Source organism: Acinetobacter kanungonis (assembly GCF_009939195.1).
Taxonomy (GTDB): Bacteria; Pseudomonadota; Gammaproteobacteria; order Pseudomonadales; family Moraxellaceae; genus Acinetobacter; species Acinetobacter kanungonis.
On the sequence record NZ_JAACKC010000002.1, the window covers coordinates 44,276 to 66,850 of the forward strand.

21 protein-coding genes are annotated in these 22,575 nt (G+C 45.3%); 11 read left to right on the forward strand and 10 right to left on the reverse strand.

Annotation, left to right across the window (positions count from 1 at the left end; genetic code table 11):
• Nucleotides 1–45: 45 nt before the first annotated feature.
• From serB to GWK51_RS04440, 3 genes are all read left to right on the forward strand, one after another.
• Nucleotides 46–1,266 (forward strand): phosphoserine phosphatase SerB, encoded by a 1,221-nt coding sequence (gene serB, locus GWK51_RS04430; RefSeq protein WP_142769914.1) that lies wholly within the window; start codon nt 46–48, stop codon nt 1,264–1,266.
• Between the two features lie 413 nt (nt 1,267–1,679).
• A complete protein-coding gene (aciT, locus tag GWK51_RS04435) occupies nt 1,680–2,012 on the forward strand; it encodes a ciprofloxacin tolerance protein AciT (RefSeq protein WP_161932839.1) in 333 nt (110 codons plus the stop codon).
• A 355-nt stretch (nt 2,013–2,367) separates the two neighbouring features.
• On the forward strand, nt 2,368–2,847 hold the full coding sequence (locus GWK51_RS04440) for an SCP-2 sterol transfer family protein (RefSeq protein ID WP_100241127.1): 480 nt from the start codon (nt 2,368–2,370) through the stop codon (nt 2,845–2,847).
• 68 nt (nt 2,848–2,915) lie between these two features.
• On the opposite strand, the gene dtd is transcribed toward GWK51_RS04440, so the two are convergent.
• Nucleotides 2,916–3,356: a D-aminoacyl-tRNA deacylase gene (dtd, locus tag GWK51_RS04445; protein WP_161932840.1), complete on the reverse strand. Its 441-nt coding sequence runs from the start codon at nt 3,354–3,356 to the stop codon at nt 2,916–2,918.
• Between the two features lie 156 nt (nt 3,357–3,512).
• Between dtd and pncB the strand changes: the two genes are divergently transcribed.
• The 3 genes from pncB to asd all read left to right on the forward strand — a co-directional run bounded on the left by pncB (nt 3,513) and on the right by asd (nt 6,527).
• Nucleotides 3,513–4,721, forward strand: a complete 1,209-nt coding sequence (gene pncB / locus GWK51_RS04450; RefSeq protein WP_142769917.1) for a nicotinate phosphoribosyltransferase — start codon at nt 3,513–3,515, stop codon at nt 4,719–4,721.
• Between the two features lie 109 nt (nt 4,722–4,830).
• On the forward strand, nt 4,831–5,679 hold the full coding sequence (locus GWK51_RS04455) for a sulfurtransferase (RefSeq protein ID WP_142770105.1): 849 nt from the start codon (nt 4,831–4,833) through the stop codon (nt 5,677–5,679).
• Complete coding sequence (gene asd / locus GWK51_RS04460; RefSeq protein ID WP_161932841.1) at nt 5,676–6,527, forward strand: archaetidylserine decarboxylase; 852 nt, start codon at nt 5,676–5,678, stop codon at nt 6,525–6,527. Before GWK51_RS04455 ends, asd begins: the two co-directional genes overlap by 4 nt.
• Before the next feature lie 74 nt (nt 6,528–6,601).
• Here the strand turns inward: asd and phoR are convergent, their stop codons facing one another.
• The 3 genes from phoR to GWK51_RS04475 form a co-directional block, all read right to left on the reverse strand.
• Complete coding sequence (gene phoR, locus GWK51_RS04465; RefSeq protein ID WP_142769919.1) at nt 6,602–7,960, reverse strand: phosphate regulon sensor histidine kinase PhoR; 1,359 nt, start codon at nt 7,958–7,960, stop codon at nt 6,602–6,604.
• Between the two features lie 10 nt (nt 7,961–7,970).
• A complete protein-coding gene (gene phoB / locus GWK51_RS04470) occupies nt 7,971–8,681 on the reverse strand; it encodes a phosphate regulon transcriptional regulator PhoB (RefSeq protein WP_100241132.1) in 711 nt (236 codons plus the stop codon).
• Nucleotides 8,682–8,900: 219 nt separating this feature from the next.
• Complete coding sequence (locus GWK51_RS04475) at nt 8,901–9,587, reverse strand: TetR/AcrR family transcriptional regulator (protein ID WP_142769920.1); 687 nt, start codon at nt 9,585–9,587, stop codon at nt 8,901–8,903.
• Between the two features lie 211 nt (nt 9,588–9,798).
• Here GWK51_RS04475 and GWK51_RS04480 point away from each other — a divergent pair, with 211 nt between their 5' ends.
• The gene (locus tag GWK51_RS04480; protein WP_161932842.1) at nt 9,799–10,638 is read left to right on the forward strand and encodes an SDR family NAD(P)-dependent oxidoreductase; all 840 of its coding nucleotides are present in this window, start codon (nt 9,799–9,801) and stop codon (nt 10,636–10,638) included.
• Between the two features lie 53 nt (nt 10,639–10,691).
• On the opposite strand, the gene GWK51_RS04485 is transcribed toward GWK51_RS04480, so the two are convergent.
• The 5 genes from GWK51_RS04485 to GWK51_RS04505 form a co-directional block, all read right to left on the reverse strand.
• The gene (locus GWK51_RS04485; RefSeq protein ID WP_161932843.1) at nt 10,692–12,065 is read right to left on the reverse strand and encodes an MATE family efflux transporter; all 1,374 of its coding nucleotides are present in this window, start codon (nt 12,063–12,065) and stop codon (nt 10,692–10,694) included.
• A 118-nt stretch (nt 12,066–12,183) separates the two neighbouring features.
• Nucleotides 12,184–13,338: a methionine aminotransferase gene (locus tag GWK51_RS04490; protein WP_161932844.1), complete on the reverse strand. Its 1,155-nt coding sequence runs from the start codon at nt 13,336–13,338 to the stop codon at nt 12,184–12,186.
• 101 nt (nt 13,339–13,439) lie between these two features.
• Nucleotides 13,440–14,744: a DUF445 domain-containing protein gene (locus GWK51_RS04495; RefSeq protein ID WP_161932845.1), complete on the reverse strand. Its 1,305-nt coding sequence runs from the start codon at nt 14,742–14,744 to the stop codon at nt 13,440–13,442.
• Nucleotides 14,745–14,772: 28 nt separating this feature from the next.
• Nucleotides 14,773–15,342, reverse strand: coding sequence for a CC0125/CC1285 family lipoprotein (locus GWK51_RS04500; RefSeq protein WP_161932846.1), 570 nt, complete (start codon nt 15,340–15,342; stop codon nt 14,773–14,775).
• Nucleotides 15,343–15,399: 57 nt separating this feature from the next.
• Entirely contained in the window at nt 15,400–15,939 is a 540-nt protein-coding gene (locus tag GWK51_RS04505) for a DUF924 family protein (RefSeq protein ID WP_161932847.1), read from the reverse strand.
• A 317-nt stretch (nt 15,940–16,256) separates the two neighbouring features.
• Here GWK51_RS04505 and gshA point away from each other — a divergent pair, with 317 nt between their 5' ends.
• Together gshA and GWK51_RS04515 are read left to right on the forward strand one after the other, a co-directional pair.
• Nucleotides 16,257–17,834 carry a glutamate--cysteine ligase gene (gene gshA / locus GWK51_RS04510; protein WP_161932848.1) on the forward strand — a complete coding sequence of 526 codons (1,578 nt, stop codon included), beginning with the start codon at nt 16,257–16,259 and terminating at the stop codon, nt 17,832–17,834.
• Nucleotides 17,835–17,852: 18 nt separating this feature from the next.
• Nucleotides 17,853–18,368: a disulfide bond formation protein B gene (locus GWK51_RS04515; RefSeq protein ID WP_161932849.1), complete on the forward strand. Its 516-nt coding sequence runs from the start codon at nt 17,853–17,855 to the stop codon at nt 18,366–18,368.
• A gap of 62 nt (nt 18,369–18,430) precedes the next feature.
• Here GWK51_RS04515 and GWK51_RS04520 read toward each other — a convergent pair whose 3' ends face one another.
• Nucleotides 18,431–19,762 carry a PGAP1-like alpha/beta domain-containing protein gene (locus GWK51_RS04520; protein WP_161932850.1) on the reverse strand — a complete coding sequence of 444 codons (1,332 nt, stop codon included), beginning with the start codon at nt 19,760–19,762 and terminating at the stop codon, nt 18,431–18,433.
• A gap of 242 nt (nt 19,763–20,004) precedes the next feature.
• Between GWK51_RS04520 and GWK51_RS04525 the strand changes: the two genes are divergently transcribed.
• Both GWK51_RS04525 and parE read left to right on the forward strand, forming a co-directional pair.
• On the forward strand, nt 20,005–20,589 hold the full coding sequence (locus GWK51_RS04525) for a YqiA/YcfP family alpha/beta fold hydrolase (protein WP_161932851.1): 585 nt from the start codon (nt 20,005–20,007) through the stop codon (nt 20,587–20,589).
• A gap of 14 nt (nt 20,590–20,603) precedes the next feature.
• Entirely contained in the window at nt 20,604–22,484 is a 1,881-nt protein-coding gene (gene parE, locus GWK51_RS04530; RefSeq protein ID WP_161932852.1) for a DNA topoisomerase IV subunit B, read from the forward strand.
• Nucleotides 22,485–22,575: the final 91 nt, after the last annotated feature.

The window sequence follows — 22,575 nt, forward strand, 5'->3', positions numbered from 1 at the left end:
GATTATGATTCTCACAATAGTTGTAGCTCAGACCCGAGTCAATTCATGCGAGAAATCATTCTTATATCATTTTTGGGACCCGACCAGCCTAATCAATTCACACGATTAATGCAGGTATTGTCCACTCATTCCTTACAAATTCTAGATGTTGGACAAGCCGTCATCCATAATCAACTGACTCTAGGTATTGTTGTTTCGTCAGATGACCAGACTGCAACAGCATTAGCCATGAAGGAAATTCTGATTCTAGCACATGATATCGGCTTAACAGTGCGCTTTAAACCCATCTCTTCGACAGAATATGATCAATGGGTGAGTGAAGGTGGACGGACACGCTATATTGTCACGGCTTTGGCACCAGAACTGACCGCAGCGCATTTACAAGCTGTTACCAATATTGTGTCCAATCAAGGTTTCAACATTGAAACGGTGACGCGTTTATCGGGGCGTCCGCAGTTGCAAAACATGTCTGAAGGACCAAAACGTTCATGCGTACAGTTTGGTTTAAGTGGGCAGATGTTGGATGCCACCGCCATGCGTGCAGCGTGTTTAAGCCTGTCCGCTGAACTCAGCATTGATGTTGCCGTGCAAGAAGACAATGCCTACCGCCGTAATAGCCGTTTGGTATGTTTTGACATGGACTCAACCCTGATTGAACAAGAAGTGATTGATGAGTTGGCATTGGAAGCAGGTGTGGGCGAACAGGTCGCAGAAATTACTGAACGTGCTATGCAGGGCGAGCTGGATTTCCAGCAAAGTTTCCGTGCACGTGTGGCCTTATTAAAAGGTTTGGATGCTTCAGTTCTGCCTAAAATTGCGGAACGCCTGACCATTACCGAAGGTGCAGAGCGTCTGATTACAACATTAAAATCATTGGGTTATCGAACTGCAATTTTATCGGGTGGTTTCCAGTACTTTGCGGAGTATTTACAAGCCAAACTTGGCATTGATGAAGTGCATGCCAATATTCTGGATGTGGAAGATGGCTTTGTGACAGGTGAAGTCAAAGGACATATTGTGGATGGCGCACGTAAGGCATTTTTATTGCGTGAGCTGGCAGACAATATGGGGATTTCGCCAGAACAAACCATTGCCGTAGGCGATGGGGCCAACGATTTACCAATGCTCTCGATTGCTGGTTTAGGCGTAGCTTTCCGTGCCAAACCACTGGTGCGTAAGAATGCCAATCAGGCAATTTCTAGCGTGGGTCTAGACGGGGTGTTATACCTGTTGGGCGTGCATGATAAAGATCTTAACCGCGCGTAATCATTGCGGTTTCATGACAAAAGCGCAATCTTCGGATTGCGCTTTTTGTGTTCTTGCTGATGAGTTTTGTATAAAAAATTCGTCTGCCATTTGCATGCCGACCAGATGATTTTCCATAGAGAAAAAAATAATTTTTCCCGTGTGAAAACCCGTTGTTTTTTTGTAATGACACGCCAACTCATAGCTTCTCTTGCTTCCCTTCAAGTCGAAATGACAAAAAATGTAATGACAAAATAATATTGCGACAATGTATGTCGCTCAATAAAAAAGCATGCCTTTTTTTCTGTTTAAAACTGCTCATAATGCTTGCATAGAGACATAGATAGACAAATTTCACAAAATTAATATAGGTCGTGAGGATTGCTGGTCGGGCATCTGCCCAGACACCATTCCCATTGAAGACGGAGGTTTTTATGGTCACAGCGAATTTAGCAACCATAATTGGCTTGAGTTGTGTGGCTGTTGCATTGATTGCGGTTTTCTTCTCGCCTTATCGTCGTTGGCTGAGCTTTATGTTCGCAGGCATGATGTTCTGGGGCCTGCTTGAAATGATCCGTTTGAGCACTCAGGTCGTGTTTGAATTACCGATGGCATACAGCTATCTGGCAGCGGTTAGCATCGCCATGGGCATGCTCAGCTTGTTATTGTTCCGTGAAGACCGTCGTGCAGAGCGTGCCAGCTCAAAACGCCGTTATATCGAGCATACCCCTGTGTATGAAGATGATCAGCAATACAGTAGTCGTTAATTTCGAGGCTCCTTTTCATCACAGATGAGAGGGAGCATAGTTTTAGGTTCAGTGAAAATAATAAAAAGTAGTAACCGTGCCGTTTATTCAGGCAAAGTCATACTTATTCACGGGGCGACAAAACGCGCGTTCCCGCCATCCGTCTAATTTTGATCAAAAAGAATTCTTCCACTCAAAGTTTTCCGCCTTACAGATTCGACAAAACAAGGATGCTTTTGTGATCGGAATAGAATTTCATGCTGTGACATTGGTGTTCAGATCTGGATTGTTATACAAAGCCTAGCTTCCATCGGAATTAAGTTATGGTAGGATGGAGCAGTCAATTTTTCTACAATTACAATAGGCTTCAAACGTCATGAAACTGTCTTCAATTCCAGTTGTAAAGCTACCTTTGGTCGATGTGAGCACGGACCCACTTGATCTCCTTGTGGCGAGTTTGGTTTTACGCATGAAACAACTGGCTCGTACAAGTCCTAAATTTATTGAGTTGATTCATGACCGTCAATTCCGTATCCAAATTGGGACAGATCTAGGCGTGGCGCGTCAGATTATTATCGACAATGGACAAATTGATACAGTTTCAGGTGATGCTGAGAAAGCGGATTTTATTTTGCAATTTGCGGATAGCGAGCAAGGCGTCAAAACCTTATTAAAAGGCGATCCATCAGCATTCATGACTGGCATGCAAAATGGCAGCATCAAGATGGAAGGCGATTTCAGTCTATTGGTGTGGTTCAACAAGGCGGCAAAATTGATTCCACCAAAGCTACCTAAACCCGTGAAAGAAAAGATTCAGTTGGCACGTCAATTTTTAAAAGAAAAGACAGGTCGCTAAGTGTTATTAGGATAGCCTTTATAAAAAAGCCTACAGCATGCTGTGGGCTTTTTTTATGTTGTGAGGATTTATTCGACTTCGAGCTGAAAGGTCACGGGTCCATCATTAATTAAGTGGACTTTCATATCCGCAGCAAAAATACCCGTTTCTACCTGATCAAATTGTGATTTGGCATACTCGACCAGTTGCTCATACAAGACTTTGGCTGCATCAGGGGGCATCGCAGGACCGAAATCGGGACGCAAGCCTTTTTGGGTTTGTGCCATCAGGGTAAATTGCGACACCAGTAACAAGCCCCCTTGTGCTTGCGTCACATTCCAGCCCATCTTGCCTTGTTCATCATCAAAAATGCGGTACTTCAAAATTTTATCAATCAGCTTTTTGCCTTTTTCCAGCTGATCTTCTTTGCCTAGCCCTAAAAAGACCAGCAAGCCATGTTGAATTTCACCCGTTACTTGACCGTCGACGACAACTTTGGCTTCAAGTACTCGTTGTAATAAGGCACGCACGAGAATCCCTCAATATTTGATGTGCTGGGCATTGTAGCAAAGATCCGATGATGCAGATGGAGCATGCTTCTGATTTGACGAGTTTTATGCAATCAATGGCTTTTTTCACCCTAAAAGTGTGCTTTAATGCTAGAAGTTGATAAAAACTGAACCTTTATGTCTGCAATCATTCAATCCTTACTCGATACTGACTTATATAAATTCACCATGCTGCAAGTGGTGCTGCATAAGTTTCCGCAAACGCATAGTGTCTACCATTTCCGTTGTCGTAATTTGGATGAAACGGTGTATCCCTTGGTGGATATTCTGCAAGATTTGAATGAACAGTTAGATTATTTGTGCCAGCTACGCTTTAAAGAAGACGAATTACAATATCTGCGCAGCTTACGTTTTATTAAAAGTGACTTTGTTGATTATCTGGAACTGTTCCAGCTCAAGCGTCGTTTTATTCATGCAGGCATAGACAGCGAAGGCCGTTTGGACATTTGGGTAGAAGGACCCATGGTACAAGCGATGATGTTTGAGATTTTTGTGCTTGCGATTGTGAACGAGCTGTATTTCCAGCGTATTCGTACGCCTGAAGTCTTGGAGGAAGGTCAGCGTCGCTTAACTGCCAAGATTGAATTTATTCAGCAATGTGAGCAACAGCAACGTCCTGAAGATCCCCCATTTTTAGTGTCAGATTTCGGCACCCGCCGTCGTTATAGCTTGGCTTGGCAACGACAGGTGATTCAGGCCTTCCATCAAGCAGTACCGAATGTGTTCCGTGGTACCAGTAATGTGCTGTTGGCAAAAGAATTGGGAATTTCCCCGATTGGCACCATGGCCCATGAATTCTTGCAAGCTTTTCAGGCGTTAGACGTGCGTTTACGCGATTTCCAGAAAGCCGCCTTAGAAACTTGGGTGCAGGAATATCGAGGGGATTTGGGGATTGCTCTGACCGATGTGGTGGGGATGGATGCTTTCCTGCGTGATTTCGATTTGTATTTTGCCAAACTCTTTGATGGTTTAAGACACGACAGTGGTGATCCTTTTGTCTGGGGCGATAAAGCTTATGCACATTACCAAACTTTAAAAATTGATAGCCGAACCAAAATGCTCACCTTTAGTGATGGATTGAATTTACACAAGGCATGGGCTTTACACCAATATTTTAAAGACCGCTTTAAAGTCAGTTTCGGGATTGGCACCAATTTAACCAATGATATGGGGCAGACCCCGCTAAATATCGTGTTAAAACTGGTGGAATGTAATGGTCAATCCGTGGCGAAAATTTCGGACAGCCCTGGTAAGACCATGACCGATAACGATACTTTCTTGGCTTATTTGCGTCAGGTTTTTCAGATTACTGAAGCTGCACATTAATCCAATTCTATTGCAGATTTTCTGCTGAGTTTTATAGGAAAATCGGCATTCTATCGCTAAAGGCTTATGCTAACATCAAGCAGTTGCCAGAACAAAACGTGTAAAAATGATGACGCAATCTACGCCAAACTTGGGCTTATTAATCGAAGCGGAAGAGTTACTTCCGCTTTTAGGCAATGAAAAATTACGAATTGTGGATTTAAGTCGCAGTTCAGTTTATGAACAGCTGCATATTCCACATGCCATCCCCCTTAAACCTGCACAACTGCTGCGTCAGGAAGAAAATGCCACGGGCTTGTTGCCTGATGCAGAAGCTTTGACTGCCTTAATTCAGTATTTGAATATTACGCCAGAGCATCATGTGGTGGTTTATGATGATGAAGGTGGGGCTTGGGCAGGGCGCCTGATCTGGAATTTACATTGTCTGGGTTTTTATAATACCTCACTGCTCAATGGCGGGATTCACGCATGGCTGGCACAAGGCTTGCCGACCACCTCTGAGCAGGCGCAATTTGCCCCTGTTACTCCCTTGGTTCAGGTCAATTTGGCTGCGCAAGATCAAGTTCGTATTCAATATGCAGAGCTGTTGCCCTTGGTCGAGCAACAAGCAATTCAGCTGTGGGATTGCCGAACTGAAGATGAATATACAGGTTTAAGATTGGCTGCTCGACGCGGTGGTCACATTCCAAATGCACGCCATTTTGAATGGAGTACTGCACTTAACCGTGAAAATCATTTAAAATTGCATGCTTTAGAACGCACACAACAACGCTTAGAACAACAAGGTTTCAATTTACAGGAACCTGTCGTGGTGTACTGTCAGTCACACCATCGTTCAGGTTTGGCTTATATTTTGGGTCGTGTATTGGGTTGGAATATTCGAGCTTATGATGGTGCGTGGAGTGAATGGGGCAACCGCCTCGATAGTCCAATCGTTACTGGAGAGTTACCGTCTTGAGCCTCACCTCACGTTTAACTAAACAATTTTTTATTCAAGCACAACGTGTTGTGCCGCAACATCAGCTCTCCCGTGTGGTGGGTAAGATAGCGGCCAGTGAAAACCAGCTGATTAAAAATACGGTCATTTCTGCATTTAAAGCGCAATATGGCATTGATATGTCCATTGCAGAGCAAAAAAATGCCTTGAAATACAAGTCATTCAATGAATTCTTTACCCGTGCTTTGCAAGATGGCGTGCGTGAAATTGACACCGATGCCAGCAGCATTGTGTCACCCGCGGATGGCGCGATTTCGCAATTGGGTCACATTGAATCGGGTGAAGTGTTTCAAGCCAAAGGGCAAAGTTTCTCAGTTGAAAAACTGATTGCAGACCCGCAGTTGGCAGAGCCATTCAAACATGGTGAATTTGCGACGGTGTATTTATCTCCGCGCGACTATCACCGTGTACATATGCCTTTTGCAGGCACGTTGACGGAAACGCTGTATGTACCTGGTGAGCTGTTCTCTGTGAACCAGACTACGGCTGAAAATATACCAGGCTTGTTCGCACGTAATGAACGTATGGTGTGCTTGTTCGATACTGAATTGGGTCGTATGGCGGTGGTTTTGGTCGGTGCGATGATTGTGGCGGGCATTGAAACGGTGGCGACAGGTAAAGTGAAGCCGACAGGGCGTTTAGAATTGAACCAGCACAATTTGTTCCTTGAAAAAGGCGCAGAGCTGGGGCGTTTCTATTTGGGTTCAACCGCAATTATTTTATTTGAACAAAACAAAATGCAGTGGGATGAACAATTTAAAGCCAATTCAACTGTGGTGATGGGGCAGGCGCTCGGTCATACCGTATAAGAAGATGCTTGAGGTGGCTGTGCGAGATAGCCATCTCAACATAAAATTTGAATAAGATTTAAAAAAATAATGATTTAGCTCATGTGATAAAGACGTTCTTTCGGGAACACCACTTTAAAGATCGAGCCTTGATTTTCTTTTGATTCAATTTCTAAATGCGCGTTGTGCTGCATCAATACGTGTTTCACAATCGCCAGTCCCAACCCTGTTCCGCCAGTTTGACGGCTCCGTGCGCTATCCACCCGATAGAAACGCTCGGTTAAACGTGGCAAATGTTTCGGATCGATGCCGATACCGGTATCTTCAACCGTAAAATAACCATGTTCGCCATCATCATGCCAACCCATGGTAATGGTACCGCCTTTGGGGGTGTATTTAATCGCATTGGTAATCAGGTTGCTAAACGCACTCGCCAACTCGGTATCTGAACCAATCAGGTCACAATGACTGTCGATATCCAGATTCAGAGTATGACCATAATCGACATTGTAGGCTTGAGCATCATCAAATAACTGATTCATCAGGCTTGGCATTTCAATAATCTGGTTTTTGGCAATTTGCTTGTTGTTTTCCAGACGCGACAGCAATAACAAGTCATTTACCAAAGCATTCATGCGTTTGGTTTGTGCCTGCATTTGCTCGAAAGCACGTTTCCAACGTGGATTTAAATCTTCTTGGTCGGTAAAGGTTTCAATGTAGCCACTCAGTACCGTCAAAGGCGTGCGTAATTCGTGCGAAATATTATCCACAAAGTCTTTACGCATTTGCTCCAAGTTGTGCATGCGGGTCACATCATAGGCCACCAACAGACGGCTCTCACCGCCGAAGCGGGTCATTTTGATTTGCACATAGTGGTCTTCAAATACAGAGGACTTCATTTTGATGCCATCAGGAATTTGATCACTTTGTTTGAAGTAATCAATAAAACTCGGTTGGCGCAGGATGGTCATGATGTTGCGACCACGATCTAGTGCCTGAATGCCCAGTAGTTTTTCTGCCGCAGGGTTCCACCATTCAATCTGGTGCGATTCATCAATCAGCACCACGGCTTCCGCCAGTGCCACCAAGGAAGATTGGGCACGATCAATCAAGCCGACCATTTCGGCCTGCACAATACGTTCTTGGCGCTGTGCACGATAGACGTTAAACAGCAAAGCCCCCCAAATCCCATTCAAATTGGGCGGAACATCATAGGGACGATTGGAAATCCATTCATTGACCAAATACAAAGAACGTAATTGGAAAATAAAAAAAATCGAGAAACCAGCAAAAATGCAGATCCAGAAATACCCAATGCCAAAACCGACTAAGCTTGCAATCAGTAAAAGAAAAGCCAGTAAGCGTAAATCTTGTTTGGCAAAAGTCCACAAACTGCTATAGCGGAATTTTTGATGTTCACGGGCCAGTTCGGGGACGGGGTATGGTTCATACATAAAACTAAAATTAACCTAAAGCAACATCTGCACGAGTAGAGAAGCGGTAACCTGTACCACGCACGGTTTGCACAAAACGGTCTGCACCATAGGGTTCTAAAACCTTGCGCAGGCGACGAATATGCACGTCAATAGTACGGTCTTCGATATACACATTACCACCCCAAACTTGGTCAAGCAGCTGGGCACGAGTGTAAGCACGTTCTGGATGGGTCATGAAGAATGCCAATAAACGGTATTCTGTTGGACCCATATCTAAAATATTGTTGCCAAAACTTACGCGTTGGCTCACAGGGTCAAGCAGTAAGCCATTGGCATCAATGGTTTTTTCACCACTCAGCGCATTGGCGCGACGCAGTACGGCTTTAATTCGAGAAACCAATTCACGGGTGGAAAAAGGTTTGGTCATGTAATCGTCTGCACCTGCATCGAGACCTTGGACTTTATGGTCTTCTTCTCCGCGGGCAGTCAGCATAATCACTGGAATTTCTGATAAGTTTTCATCGCGTTTTAGGCGACGGCATAGATCGACACCGCTGACGCCACCAGGCATCATCCAGTCAAGCAGGATGAGGGCTGGGCGCTGATCCACAATCATTTGATGCGCTTGTTTTGCATCTTCTGCCTGTAAGCATTGAAAGCCTGCCATATCCAAAGAGGTGTGAATCATCTCTCGAATCGGAAGTTCGTCATCGACGATTAGTATGTAGTCATCTTTCACAACGCAATATCCTATTGGTGATAACGGTAGGCCGTTTCTTATTTATGACAGGCTTATTACAAAGATTAATTATGACAGTATCATTGCAGAATAGGGGAGAATGCCGATTTTCGCAAAGTTTTGTGACAATTTTTAGTCGAAAACATGAACAATTTTAGATAGTCTAAGTCTAGCTCACATAACCAATTTCAAATTTTTGTAAAATTAAATGGCTGTAATTTAATTTTTTTTATCCGAAAATGATGCCAATAATGTGACAAAGACCACTCTGCATGAGGCCAATACATCTTCCATAGACTGTTTAAATCCACTCATGACCCAACGAATCGCAATCTGTGTGACATAACCATTTAAGCCTGTAGAAACCCATGAAATTTCACGTTCCGAATGTGGAATATTCGGCATCATCAACATGACAAAGGCATGAATCATACGGTCAAAGCGCAGCATGGTTTCTCGAATGGTGGCTTGGTTATGCAGTTCTTGTACCAGCATGGCATCAATATAAATAATACGCGCCATGCGTGGGTTATCTTTCAAGGTGGTCAGTAAGGCGGTTAAACCTGCATCGACCATTTTTTCATGGCTGCTGGAGGCTTGCATAATCGCCTGCATCACATTCTGCTGCAGTTCATCAATCAGTTTGAGGAAGATGGTTTGAAACAGTTGATCACTTTTTTTAAAGGATTCATAGAAATAGCGCTCCGTCAGTTTGGCTTCATTACAGATATCTTTGACGGTCACCGAAAAGAATCCATGGGTGCCGTAGACCTCGATGCCCGCTTCAATTAATTTTTCTCGACGTGCCTGTTTACGCTCAGCTAAGGACAGTCCTTTAAACTGGCGTTCTTTACTTTTGGTGGGGTTGTTATTGTGTTCCGCAGTGTTGCTATTGGAATAAGTCATAAGGGCAAAACGTAGCAAAGACTGACTTTAGTTTAACAACTATTCTGGTAAAAACCTAAATTTTAGCCATGCTTTAAGTGGAGATGAGATTCGTCAGGCAATTATTGACAATGCTTATTGTCAAATTTATATTGAAAGCGTCAAAGGCATAGTGCAAAAAATAACTTTGCTGGTATTGTGTCAAAGCCTATGCAACCCATAAGGATAGAGAATGAAAACATTTAACAATAAAGTAGCGGCCGTCACTGGCGCGGGTTCAGGAATTGGTCAACAACTGGCATTGCTGTTAGCCAAACAAGGTTGCCATCTTTCTTTAAGCGATATTAATGAACAAGGCTTGGCCAAAACTGTAGAACTCCTGAAAGACAGTAAGGTGCGTGTCACGACTAAAAAACTCAATGTGGCTGACCGTGATGCAATGCGTGAATGGGCAGAAGAAACCGTTAAAGATCATGGTTCAGTGAATATGATTTTTAACAATGCAGGGGTGGCATTGGGCTCGACCGTTGAAGGGGCGAGTTATGACGAACTGGAATGGATTGTCGGGATTAATTTCTGGGGCGTGGTGTATGGCACCAAAGAATTCTTACCACTGATCAAGCAAACAGGTGATGGGCATATCATCAATATTTCCAGCTTGTTTGGCTTAACGGCTCAACCGACACAGTCGGCTTATAATGCGACTAAATTTGCGGTGCGAGGTTTTACCGAATCGTTACGCCAAGAACTGGATATTGAAAATTGTGGCGTGAGTGCGCTGTGTGTCCACCCAGGCGGGATCCGTACCAATATTGCCAATGATGCACGTATGAATGACAGTTTGCGCAGCTTGGGCATGAATCCTGAAAAATCAGCTCGGACTTTCAACAAGTTATTGCGTATTCCACCAGAAGAAGCGGCACGTGAAATTCTGAATGCAGTGCAAAAAGACAAACGTCGTGTGTTGATTGGTAATGATGCGAAATCTTTGGATCTGATTCAGCGTATTTTGCCGACGGGCTATCAGAAAGTGACAGCGATGGCGACGTCATTGAGCAAGCGTTTTAAATAATTCAAGCGACGTGCTGAGCTTAGGTTCAGCACGTTTTTTCTATCCATCATCCATTAAATTAAGGTTTTAACCGTTTTCTTTTTCCAGACCAATTGATAATACAGTCCTTGCATGATGCACAGGCTAACAAAAGCCAAAGCATAACCATACCAGATGCCTTTTAAGCCAAACCACTGACTAAACAGATAGGCACACGGCACTTCGATCAGCACAATCGCCGCAATATTAATCAGCATGGGAATGTTGACGGTACCACTGGCACGCATAATCGACGCAAAAATCGCGCTGGCACCAAAAAATAAAATGGACCATAACACAATAAACAGCAGTTGTTGCCCTAGTGTCACCACTTCGGGGTCGGTAATAAATAGCGCCATTAAATATTTGGAGAACAGATAAGCCAAAATCACCAAGATACCCGTGATGATGATATTCATGCGCAAGGCCGTGCGGGTGACTTTGGTGAGTAAATCGGCTTTGCCTGCACCAATGGCTTGAGCCGCAAAAATCGAGGCGGCAATTGAAATGGAAAGAGCTGGAAACTGAATGTAGTTCAGCACCTGATTGACCGCGCCATAGGCTGCGGTCGCTTCCGAGCCATAACGGTTCACCAGACCGATGATCACTAAGCCCGCTACCGATGTAGTGACCATCTGAATGCCTGTCGGAATGCCCAAACTCAGAATGATACGACTCAGTTCAGGTTGATGTCGGATATGTCTGAATAATTCGGCATCAGGGCGTAACGGGTGATGCTTTTTATTGAGATAGACCATTAAAAACAGCAGTACCGCAGCATAGCCAATGATGCTGGCAATCGCAGGCGCGATGATGCCCAATTTTGGAAAACCAAAATACCCTGCAATTAAAATCGGGGTGATGACAAAACCGATAATGCTGGTCATGCCGAGGGCAATCAGTGGCGTAATACTGTCGCCCACACCGCGTAAAATCGAGGTATAAATAATATAGACAAACAACAGCGGGCTACCTGCCATCATCCACTGTACATAGGGCAAAGACAGATGCATGATTTCAGGGTCAATCCCCAACAACAATAAAATCTGTTTGGCAAACAGCACACCCAAAAAGGCAATCACACTGCCGCCAATCAGGGTCATAAACAGGGTGGAACCGACTACACTGCGAACTTTTTCCAGATTTTGTGCGCCCCATGCCTGTCCAATCAGCACGGTTGAACCTGCCGATAAACCGATGATAAAAGCCAAGAGACAAAACAGGATGGGGAAATAGACTGCGACTGCAGCAACCGCTTGAACCCCAAGCATTTGCCCGACAAAAACCGTATTAATGGTGCCTGACAGGTTTTGTAAAATATTGGTGGCAATCAGCGGCAACAGAAACCAAAGAAATGCTTTCCAGAACTTGTCAGAATTGATCAAGGGACCATGAGGGACGGCAGCCATATTCGCGATGTATCATCCATAATTTTTTATTGTGCTCTTTGCAACATAACACAAGCCGCAGGAAAAAAAGCAGGAGATCTGTTGAATTTTCACTGTTTCCAAGCACGAGAAAAATTGCCTAGCAGCGGTTCAGAATCTCGATGGCCTGTTCTAAGGTCTGTTCCGTTTTGGCAAAGCAAAAACGAATCAGGCGTAAATTCTCAGGAGGGTGCTGATAAAACACGGAAATTGGAATGGCGACAATGCCATGCTGTTCTGCAAGGAAGTGGCACATGTCCACATCGTTCAGATTGGGACGGATGGCACGATAATCCAGATTCTGAAAATAGGTGCCCTGTGACGGAGTTAATTGGAAACGGGAAGTGGCGAGGCCAGCGGTGAATATATCCCGCTTACGCTGATAAAATTCAGCGAGTTGCTGTACATGTTCAGGATGCTGTTGCATGTATTCGGCTAAGGCCACTTGTACAGGGGTGACTCCGCAGAAATTGGCAAATTGGTAGACCTGACGGAAAACCCGCATTAATTCAGGGGCTGCCATACAATAGCCCGTTTTCCAGCCTGTGACATGGAAGGTTTTACCAAAAGAACCCACCACGAAACTGCGTTCACGCAGTTCTGGAAAAGACAGGGCCGAATAATGCTGTTGCCCATCGTAAACCAAGTGTTCATAGACTTCATCCGACAGCACCACAATATTCCGCGCCTGAATCAATTGAATCAATTGCTGCCAATCCTGCTTCGACCAAATGGCACCCGTTGGATTATGTGGGGTATTGACAATGATCATGCGGGTTTTGTCATTGATGGCTTCCGCCACTGTATTCCAGTCCACCTGAAAATCTGGCGTAGTTAGCGGAATACGAATGGCTTGGGCACCGACCAAGGCAATACTTGGTGCATAGCTGTCATAACTCGGGTCGAACACAATCACTTCATCGCCCGCATGCAGGATGGCTTGAATGGCACTAAACAGGGCAATGGTGGCACCTGGGGTGATGGTGATTTCGTGGATTGGATCAATCAGCAGCTCATCACGCTGAAGAAATTGCGCAGTCACTTGCTGGCGCAAGCTAAGTAAGCCATCTCCCGCAGCATATTGATTGGAACCATGCAAAGTTGCATGGCTTAAGGCTTCCAACAAGGCTGGTGGCGGCGCAAAGTCGGGAAAGCCCTGTGAAAGATTCAGGGCATTCAGGCGCTGTGCCATGGCGGTCATTTGGCTAAAAATCGTGACCCCTTGTGCAGGGAGTTTAGAATGTATTTTGAGCATGACCGCGAACCTGTCAGAGAGGAAACTGATTTAATTTAGCATGTTGCAAGGCAGGTACAAGTAGCATTCACGCGATTTCTACAGCTACCTTGCAGAATAAATTAAAGCAGATAATCCACCACAGCACGGATAATGCCGAGGGCGAGACCAATAAATGCGCCCACCACAACCCCATTGACGCGAATCATGTGCAGGTCGCCACCGACTTCATTTTCGATTTTGCCAATCATCTCGCGCGAGTCCCATTCATGAATGCGCTCGCTAATAAAACGAATCACTTTCTCGCTGTATTGATCACTCAAATTCACAGCCAAACCACTCATGCGATCATTCAATAACTGGCGTACCGCTTGATTGGCGATGATGTTCTCACCGACCTGTTGAATCGCTACGCGCAGGTTGGCTGCAATGCCCGAATCGGCCTGCATCAGATCGGCTTTAATCGCATCACATAAAATCACCACCGCACCACGAATAAAATTCAGTACTTGCGGGCTATCTAGCAGGGCATCTTTACTGCGATTCAGGCGTTGGCTGGCAATACTATGACGATCCTGTAATTGATACATCAGTTCTTGTGCGGTTTCCTCAATCTGTTGTCGCCACGGATGCTCTGGGTTTGCCAGCATCGATTCCACCCGCTCAATCAGGGAATCAATGGTGCGCTGTTGCACATCAATGCCAATCCAGCTGGCCCCTTTGGCCAGTTTGGACACGCCCAGCTCTTTAAACAGCTTTTGCGTCAGTTCACGGGTTTGTTCGGGATGCATGATCATCCAGTCATGCACCACATCCAGACCGCGTTGCAGCACATCCTGATGGAAGTCATTTTCAATCACGGCACGCAGCATTTCGCTGGCCAGCATATTCACATCGGTATTGCGGACCCATTGCACACTGTTGTTTTGAATAAAGCGACCAATCTGCTCTTGCCCGACAAAATCAAAGATTTTAGGAACTGTTTGCTGAATCACTTGGGTGACTTGGGTATTGTTGTGTGGATTCGCCAACCATTGACCGACCGCCAGACTCAAGTCGATATTTTTCAGACTGCGCTCCACCACTTGTGGCGAGAGAAAATTCTCCTGCACAAACCGCCCCATCGATTCGGCAATACGCGCTTTGTTGCGCGGAATAATTTCGGTGTGGTCACGTAAAAATTTAGGGATGGGCATCTTGCCAAAGGGATTACGGAACAAGACCGTAATCGCGTACCAGTCCGCCAAGCCACCCACCACCCCAGCCTCGGCAGACAACATCAAGATATGAATTAACCATGCATATTCGGGCAAAAACTTGGCGGCCACCATCAAGACCAGCCAAGCCAGTACGGCCATGATCAAGGCGATGGTCGCAAAGCGTTTACTGCGTTTTAGACTGTCCGAACTGGTGCTCGCAACCTGCATATCAAGATCCTAAGTCATCTGTTATCGATTAATTGGCGGGTGTCACAGGTTGAGGCTGAATCACCTCACCTGTGGCAGTGAGTCCGTACTTTTGCCCTAAAGATTGCAAAATTAGCGTGGCATCAAAGGCATCGCTTGGGGCTTTATCTTTTTCCTTATAACACTCAATGGTATAGGAGACTTGCACAGGGTCAATATTGACCACTTGTGGCGTATCGTAAAACGGATCAGGCCAATAGCCTGGATAGCGGCGATAGTAACCACGTGGATAATAACCATAAGGGTAAAAAGACGGTGAACGATAGACCACTGCCTGACGGGGTGGTTTATTGGTGAGATTGCTCGGGTCATCCAGCACTTTAAAATAACGGAAGCCATTTTTGACCGTGGTTTGCGCGGCTTTGACCAAGGTAATTTCTTCCGCCATCCCATAGTTCATATTTGGGTCGGCTTCAAAACTGATCCGATAGGTTTGCGTGTTCATCGGGTAGGTATTAAAACGCCCCAATTGATCAAAAGTGCGTGGTTTAGACGGGGTAGAGGCACAACCCGCCAGTGCAAGGGTGAGAAGGGTCAAGGCAATAAGCTTGGTTTTCATGTTCATACTCCGCTGATTGCTGGTGAAATAGGGGAGAAACGGCCACAACATTTGCGTTTAAAAATGGCTATTCGGTTGGGTTAAAAATTCTAGTTCTTCAGCACTGGACGCGCGTCCTAAAATACGATTTCGGTGTGGATAGCGTCCAAATTGGTCAATAATGGCTTTATGTTGTCGTTCAAATTCTAAGGCAATCGGATGCCCCAGTTGTTCAAATAAGCTTAACCCAAATTCATGCACCCTTTGCGATTCGCTGTGCATAAACGGCATGTACAAAAAATAGCGCTGTTCGGGACTGAGTTGTAAATGATGTTGCCCCAAAATGGCTTCTTGTGCCAAGCCCAATGCGAGTGCATCTTGGGCAAAAGCAGCGGCTTGATCACGGTATAAATTGCGAGAGAATTGATCCAGAATAATCACTTCAGCCAGACGACCTTCGGGTTGTTGTCGCCATGCCCAGAGTTCACCCAAGGCTGCCTGTTGATGGATCTGGCTAAATTTTTCTGCCAACATTTGATCAAATTCACTGCTTTTTGCAAACCAGTTCGGCTGGGTTTCGGGCGCATACCAAAAGTTCAAAATATCCTGATAATTCATTTTTATTACAGATCCTTAGCAGTTATTCTTCAATAAAATCATATTTTTTTGGTGTCTTATAGAGTAACTTTGTGATAAAAAATTGCCGCAATAGGGTGTACTTTTTAAGAATTTTTTACATCGACCCGTTGAACATGAGCGATGTCACCCCTATTAATGCCAGTTATCTGATTTACTGAATCTTTTCCACAGAGGCCTGAAATGTTGCGAATCTGTTGGAAAAATAGACAGCGTGTCATGTGGCGGCATCAAATCACAGTATACTGATATAAACTGATGATTTTATTTTAGTAGTTCTTCCAATAAGCGAGATGATAATGAGTCAACCCGAATCGACCTCTCAAGCTGTGTTTCCGACTTGGGTGGATTCTTCGCTGTTACAAGGGATGTTACGTGGTATAGAACGTGAAAGTTTGCGTATGCAAAGCAATGGTTTTTTATCGCAGGCAGATCATCCCCAAGCTTTGGGATCGGCTTTGACCCATCCGCATATTACCACCGATTATTCAGAAGCCTTGATGGAGTTCATTACCCCTCCACAAGACACCATTGGTAAAGCTTTATCCTATTTAAAAGACATTCATGCGGTGGTCCATCGTCATTTAGAGCATGAAGAAAAGCTCTGGCCATTGTCGATGCCGTGCATGCTGGACAGTGAAGAAGACAACATTCGATTGGCGCAATATGGCAGTTCCAATATTGGCCGTTTCAAGACCCTGTATCGTCGCGGTTTAGGCGTGCGCTATGGTCGCCGTATGCAGACCATTTCAGGGGTACATTATAATTTATCTTTCCCAGATAGTTTATTTGCGGCCTTACAACAACAAGAAAGCGATGCAGATTTACGCCAATTGTCTGCGCAAGATTATCGCAGTCATCGTTATTTTGGTCTGATTCGTAACTTTATCCGTCTTACCCCACTGGTGATGTTCTTGCTGGGTGCCAGTCCATCGGTGTGTAAATGCTTTATGACGGGGCGTGAGCATCATTTGTTGCCACTGTTAAAAGGCACGCTGTATTTGCCCTATGCCACCGCTTTACGCATGGGACGTTTTGGTTATCAGAACTCGGCACAGAAGCAACTCGGAATTCACTATAACGACATTCAAGGTTACTTAGACGGTTTACAAAAAGCGGTCAAAACTCCGTATGCAGATTTTAGCCGTTTAGGGTTAAATGATGCGCAAGGTGAGCCGATCCAAATTAATGACCACGTGCTGCAAATTGAAAATGAGTACTACAGTCTGGTCCGTCCAAAGCAAGTGCCGCAAGCAGGTGAAACTCCTTCAGAAGCCTTGGCGAAGCGTGGCGTTGGCTATGTTGAATTGCGCGCAGTGGACGTGAACCCGTATAGCCCGATTGGGATTGATGAAAGCAGTGCGGGTTTTCTGGAAGTGCTGGCCTTGTATTGTTTATTGCAAGACAGTCCAGCGTTGTTAGATGATGAACAAGAGCAGATTGAACAGAACCAAGCGGAAGTGGTCAATCGTGGTCGTGCACCGAATGCGCATATTGTGGCAGAGGGGCAGACTTATGCGATTGAAGACTGGTGTCAAAAACATGTGGATGCCATGCGACCTTTTGCAGAACTGCTCGATCAAGCCAATGCCACACAGCTTTATGTACAAGCTTTAGCATTGATGCAGCAACGCATTGATGAAGTGGATGATACGCTTTCGGCACAGGTGATTGCAGATACTTTGACCCATGGCGGGACGTGGAATTTTGGTAGCGTGATGGCTCAACAACATGCGGCAGTGTATGAACAGCATCAATTGAGTCCTGAAACACAGGCGTATTTTGATGAATTGGCACAGACATCGCTACAACAGCAACAACAACTTGAACAAGATAGCACCGTCAGTTTTGATGAATATCTTGCACATTATCGATAAAAATTAAGAGGTTTGACCATGCAATGGAGTTTTCGCTTCGTGAGCGGGTTTTTAGTCATCGCAAGTATCGTGGGTATGGCGTTTGCGCTGTATCTCGAACATGTCCAAGGTTTATCACCATGTCCGCTGTGTGTCTTCCAGCGTGTGGGTTTAATGGGATTGGGCTTTATTTCTTTAGTGGCACTGATTCATAATCCAAGTTCAACCGTGGGCAAACGAATTTATGCCTTGTTGGGCAGTCTCTCTATTTTATGGTCGGCTGGGGTTGCAGCGCGTCATGTCTGGTTACAGAATTTGCCACCCGATCAGGTACCGAGCTGTGGTCCAGGCTTAAACTACTTGATTGATGCCTTGCCGCTGAAAAGCGTGTTGGCGCAAGTGCTGACGGGTTCAGGCGAGTGTGCCGTGATTGACTGGACTTTCCTTGGTCAGTCTTTGCCAGTGTGGTCATTGCTGTTTTTTGTGGTTTTGGCAGTCGTGAGTTTGTGGCAATTGGTGCGCCGTTATCCAACCGCAGCAAAAGCGAAAAAATAACACCGACAGCGTTTTAATCTGTATAAAAAAAGCCAACGAGAGTTGGCTTTTTTTATGTGGCATCAGGTCAGGGCGATGCCTTCATAATCATCCAGACCAATCATATGCTCATGCGCATGCAGTTGGTGATGTTGGGCTTTTTCAGGATAGAACCAGTGCACAATCTGTTCTGCCACACTGGAATGATATTGAATTTCCAGATGATTCAGACCATAGAAAATGGCTTTATGCGATTCGGGCAGTTTTAATTGAAAGCGAGGATTGGGATGTTCGCCCAAAGCACTTTTGACACTGACCAGATAGTCGCCAATGACTTTCAAGGTTTTGTTTTTACGGTGCTCGAATTCTAGCGTTCCTGCGACCAGATAGGTGTTGATATGCGAAGGCAGTGGCGCAGGTTTGCGGTTATCGTCAAAGAAGCCGATGCGGGCTTCATTGTGCTCCCAGTCATCATCACGTACGCTGCCATAGCGTAAATCCAGAATGCCATTACTGCGAATATTGACCAGATGTCCTGCCAATTTCACAATTGGAAAGCGTCCCAGTTTTTCTTGAATGGCAAAGCCAAAGCGTTCCAAGACGGCACCATGATGTGGTGAACCCAGACAGACCAGATTTTCCACCATGTGTAGCCATTGATGCATGTTCTGCTTACCATAGAATAAGGCACTGCGTGCGACCAGTCCGCCCATACTATGCCCAATAATATCCAGACTGGTAATGCGCGGGTTACGCTGAATCAGGTCTTCTAAGGTATTGGCAAGGCTGCGTCCATTGGCTGAAATACGACGTCCAGAATTGTAGTTCAGGTACAGCATGGTGTTGTGGTCACGCTGTGCCAGTAATTTTTCGCCAAAACCGCCATTGTTGCGATTGGTCCAGTCCAAGTGATTCATACACAGACCATGCACAAAGATGACCACTCGTCCCGATAAATCTCCGCGCTGAATTTCACCATAGTGATCATACAGCACCATCGGCAGGGCGATGGGATTATGATATTTCAGTAAGTAATCGCCGATCACACCATTCACGGCACCCACTAAAAAATGCAGGCTGGGCGTAAGTGGTTTTTCATGCAGCTTTGGATATTTTTCAATAATTTGTCGCAAACCAGGTGCCAAAAGATAATGCCCGTAGTTTTCTAAAATACTCATGCTTAGGCGGTTAAATTTGACGATTTGCGGTAGGTTTTGCAGATATTTAAATTCTTGTTCATCCACCCCAAAAATACTGGAGAAGATTTCCCGCTGAATGGTACGCATAAAGTCCTGAACCACATTGTTCAGGGGCGTACTGAGTAATTGAGCCAGACCTTCCAGTAAGTCCGCTTGACTGGGTGGGGTCCGATCCCATTTACAATACGTTTCATGCAGCGGTGTTAAACTCGGCATTTGTTATTGTCCTTGATGCTTTGTTTGGCTCATCTCAAGGCTTTCATTTTGCTTAAGATAGAGGTATAACTTTTTTCAGTTTCATCATATCGAGTTCGGCTCGAATAATTTTAAAATACCGATGAATATCGCGAAAAAGGGCTATTTTTGTCTAACAATTCGAGCCTTTCGACGAATTTAAAACAATCCTGCGTCAGTATGATGAAAAATAAGGAAAAGGTTGCAGCAGGTGAGCAAAAAATATGAATATTATTTATATCCACGGCTTTCAAAGCAGTCCAAATTCAATCAAAGCACAACAGTTACAGCACTATTGCGCGCAAGAGGATGGCTGGACGGTGCATGTGCCTGATTTAAACTTGCCGCCTGCACAGGCCTTGCAACTGCTGCATGATTTGGTGAGTCAGCATGAGGATGTGGTGTTGCTCGGTAGCAGTTTAGGCGGCTTTTATGCGACACAACTGGTCGCAACACATGCGGTGCCTGCTGTATTGATTAACCCTGCTATGCGACCATGGCAACTTTTTCGGGATTTATTTGGGCAACAGCAACTTCCCTATGCCGTGAATGCCACTTGGACACTGGATGAGCCGCAATTGGACTATTTAGAGCAAATTGCGGTATCAAATGTTCAGCAAGCAGACAAAGTGTTGGTATTGTTACAACAAGGCGATGATGTTTTAGATTATCGTGAGGCTGAACAGTTTTATGCATCGCAGCAACCTCGCGCACTGGTCATGACCGAGGCAAAGGGCAACCATGCGATGGATGATTTTGCTGCCAAAATACCCATGATTTTACAATTTTTATCGTCTTGCAGATTATAAGGAAATCGTACAACGTGTCTCAATATACGGCTCAATCGCTTGAAGTTTTATCTGGTCTAGATCCAGTCCGTCGTCGTCCCGGGATGTATACCGATACCTCTCGTCCGAACCATTTGGCGCAGGAAGTGATTGATAATGCGGTGGACGAAGCACTGGCGGGGCATGCCAATAAAATCACGGTGACGGTGTATAAAGATGGTTCCTTGGCGGTTGCCGATAATGGTCGGGGTATGCCGGTCGATATTCATCCTGAATATGGACAAAGCGGGATTGAGATTATTCTGACCAAGCTGCATGCAGGCGGTAAATTTAGCACCGATAACTACCAGTTTTCAGGCGGTTTGCATGGTGTCGGCATCTCGGTGGTGAATGCCTTATCGACTCGTGTCGAGGTTGAAGTGCAACGTCAGGGTAACCTGTACCAAATGGCGTTTGAACAGGGTGAACCTGTAGCGCCTTTGTCGGTCTTGGAAGGCAAAGTGGCCAAACGTGCTACAGGAACATTGGTACGCTTTTGGCCTGAAGCCAAATATTTTGATTCGCCTAAATTTGCCTTAAAAGCACTGAAACATAATTTAAAAGCCAAAGCCGTTTTAGCCGCAGGTCTACAGATTATCTACGTTGATGAAATCAATGACGAGAAAATCGAATGGCAGTTTGAAAATGGTCTAGTCGACTATTTGATGGACGAGCTGGAAGAGCGCGAAATTGTGCCTGCACCAGCCTTTGTCGCGACAGGGGATGCCGAGCGTGCCAGTGCCGAATTTGCGATTTGCTGGAATGTGGAGGGTGGTGAACAAATTCAGGAAAGCTACGTCAACCTGATTCCAACAGCGCAGGGCGGAACACATGTGAATGGCTTGCGCTCAGGGGTAACCGATGCTTTACGTGAGTTCTGCGAACTGCGTAATTTATTGCCACGTAACCTGAAACTATCTGCCGAAGATGTTTGGGATGGCGTGAACTATATTTTGTCGCTGAAATTCCAAGAACCTCAATTTTCAGGACAGACCAAAGAGCGACTTTCCAGTCGTGAAGCCGTAGGCATCGTGCAGAATATTGCCAAAGATGCTTTTGCCCTGTGGCTGAACCAGCACTCTGAAATTGCGATGCAACTGGCAGAAATGGCAATTTCCAAAGCGGGACGTCGTCTCAAAGCAGCGAAAAAAGTTGAACGTAAAAAGATTGTGTCGGGCCCAGCCCTACCGGGTAAGTTGGCGGACTGTGTCGGTCAAACCCGTGAAGATTCGGAACTGTTTATTGTGGAAGGGGATTCTGCGGGCGGTTCAGCCAAGCAGGCACGCGATAAAAACTTCCAAGCCATCATGCCAATTCGAGGCAAGATCTTAAATACTTGGGAAGTGTCTTCGGATGAGGTGCTGGCTTCGCAAGAAGTGCATGACATCGCCATTGCGATTGGGGTTGACCCAGGCAGTGATGACTTGTCCGAATTACGTTATGGCAAGATTTGTATCTTGGCGGATGCCGATTCGGATGGTTTGCATATTGCCACGCTGTTGTGCGCGTTGTTTGTGAAGCATTTTCCAACCTTGGTGGAAGAAGGGCATTTGTATGTGGCGATGCCTCCGCTGTTCCGTATTGACGATGGCAAAGACGTGCACTATGCACTGGATGAGGATGAGCTGGAGTCGATTCTGAAGAAAGCCAAAACCAAGAGTCCGCAAATCACCCGCTTTAAAGGTTTGGGTGAGATGAATGCCAGCCAGTTACGTGAAACCACGATGGATCCGAATACCCGCCGTCTGGTGCAACTGGATTTGGATGATAGCCATTTAACCGCAACTTTATTGGATAAGTTGCTGGCGAAGAAGCGTTCGGGAGACCGTAAACACTGGTTAGAGCAAAAAGGTAATCTGGCGGATATTGCGGTTTAATTGTAGTCTGCTCCATTTTTCAAGCCATCCAAGCTAATTGCTTTGGGTGGCTTTTTTAGTGCATAGCAGTATCTTCTATTGTAAAAAAAAT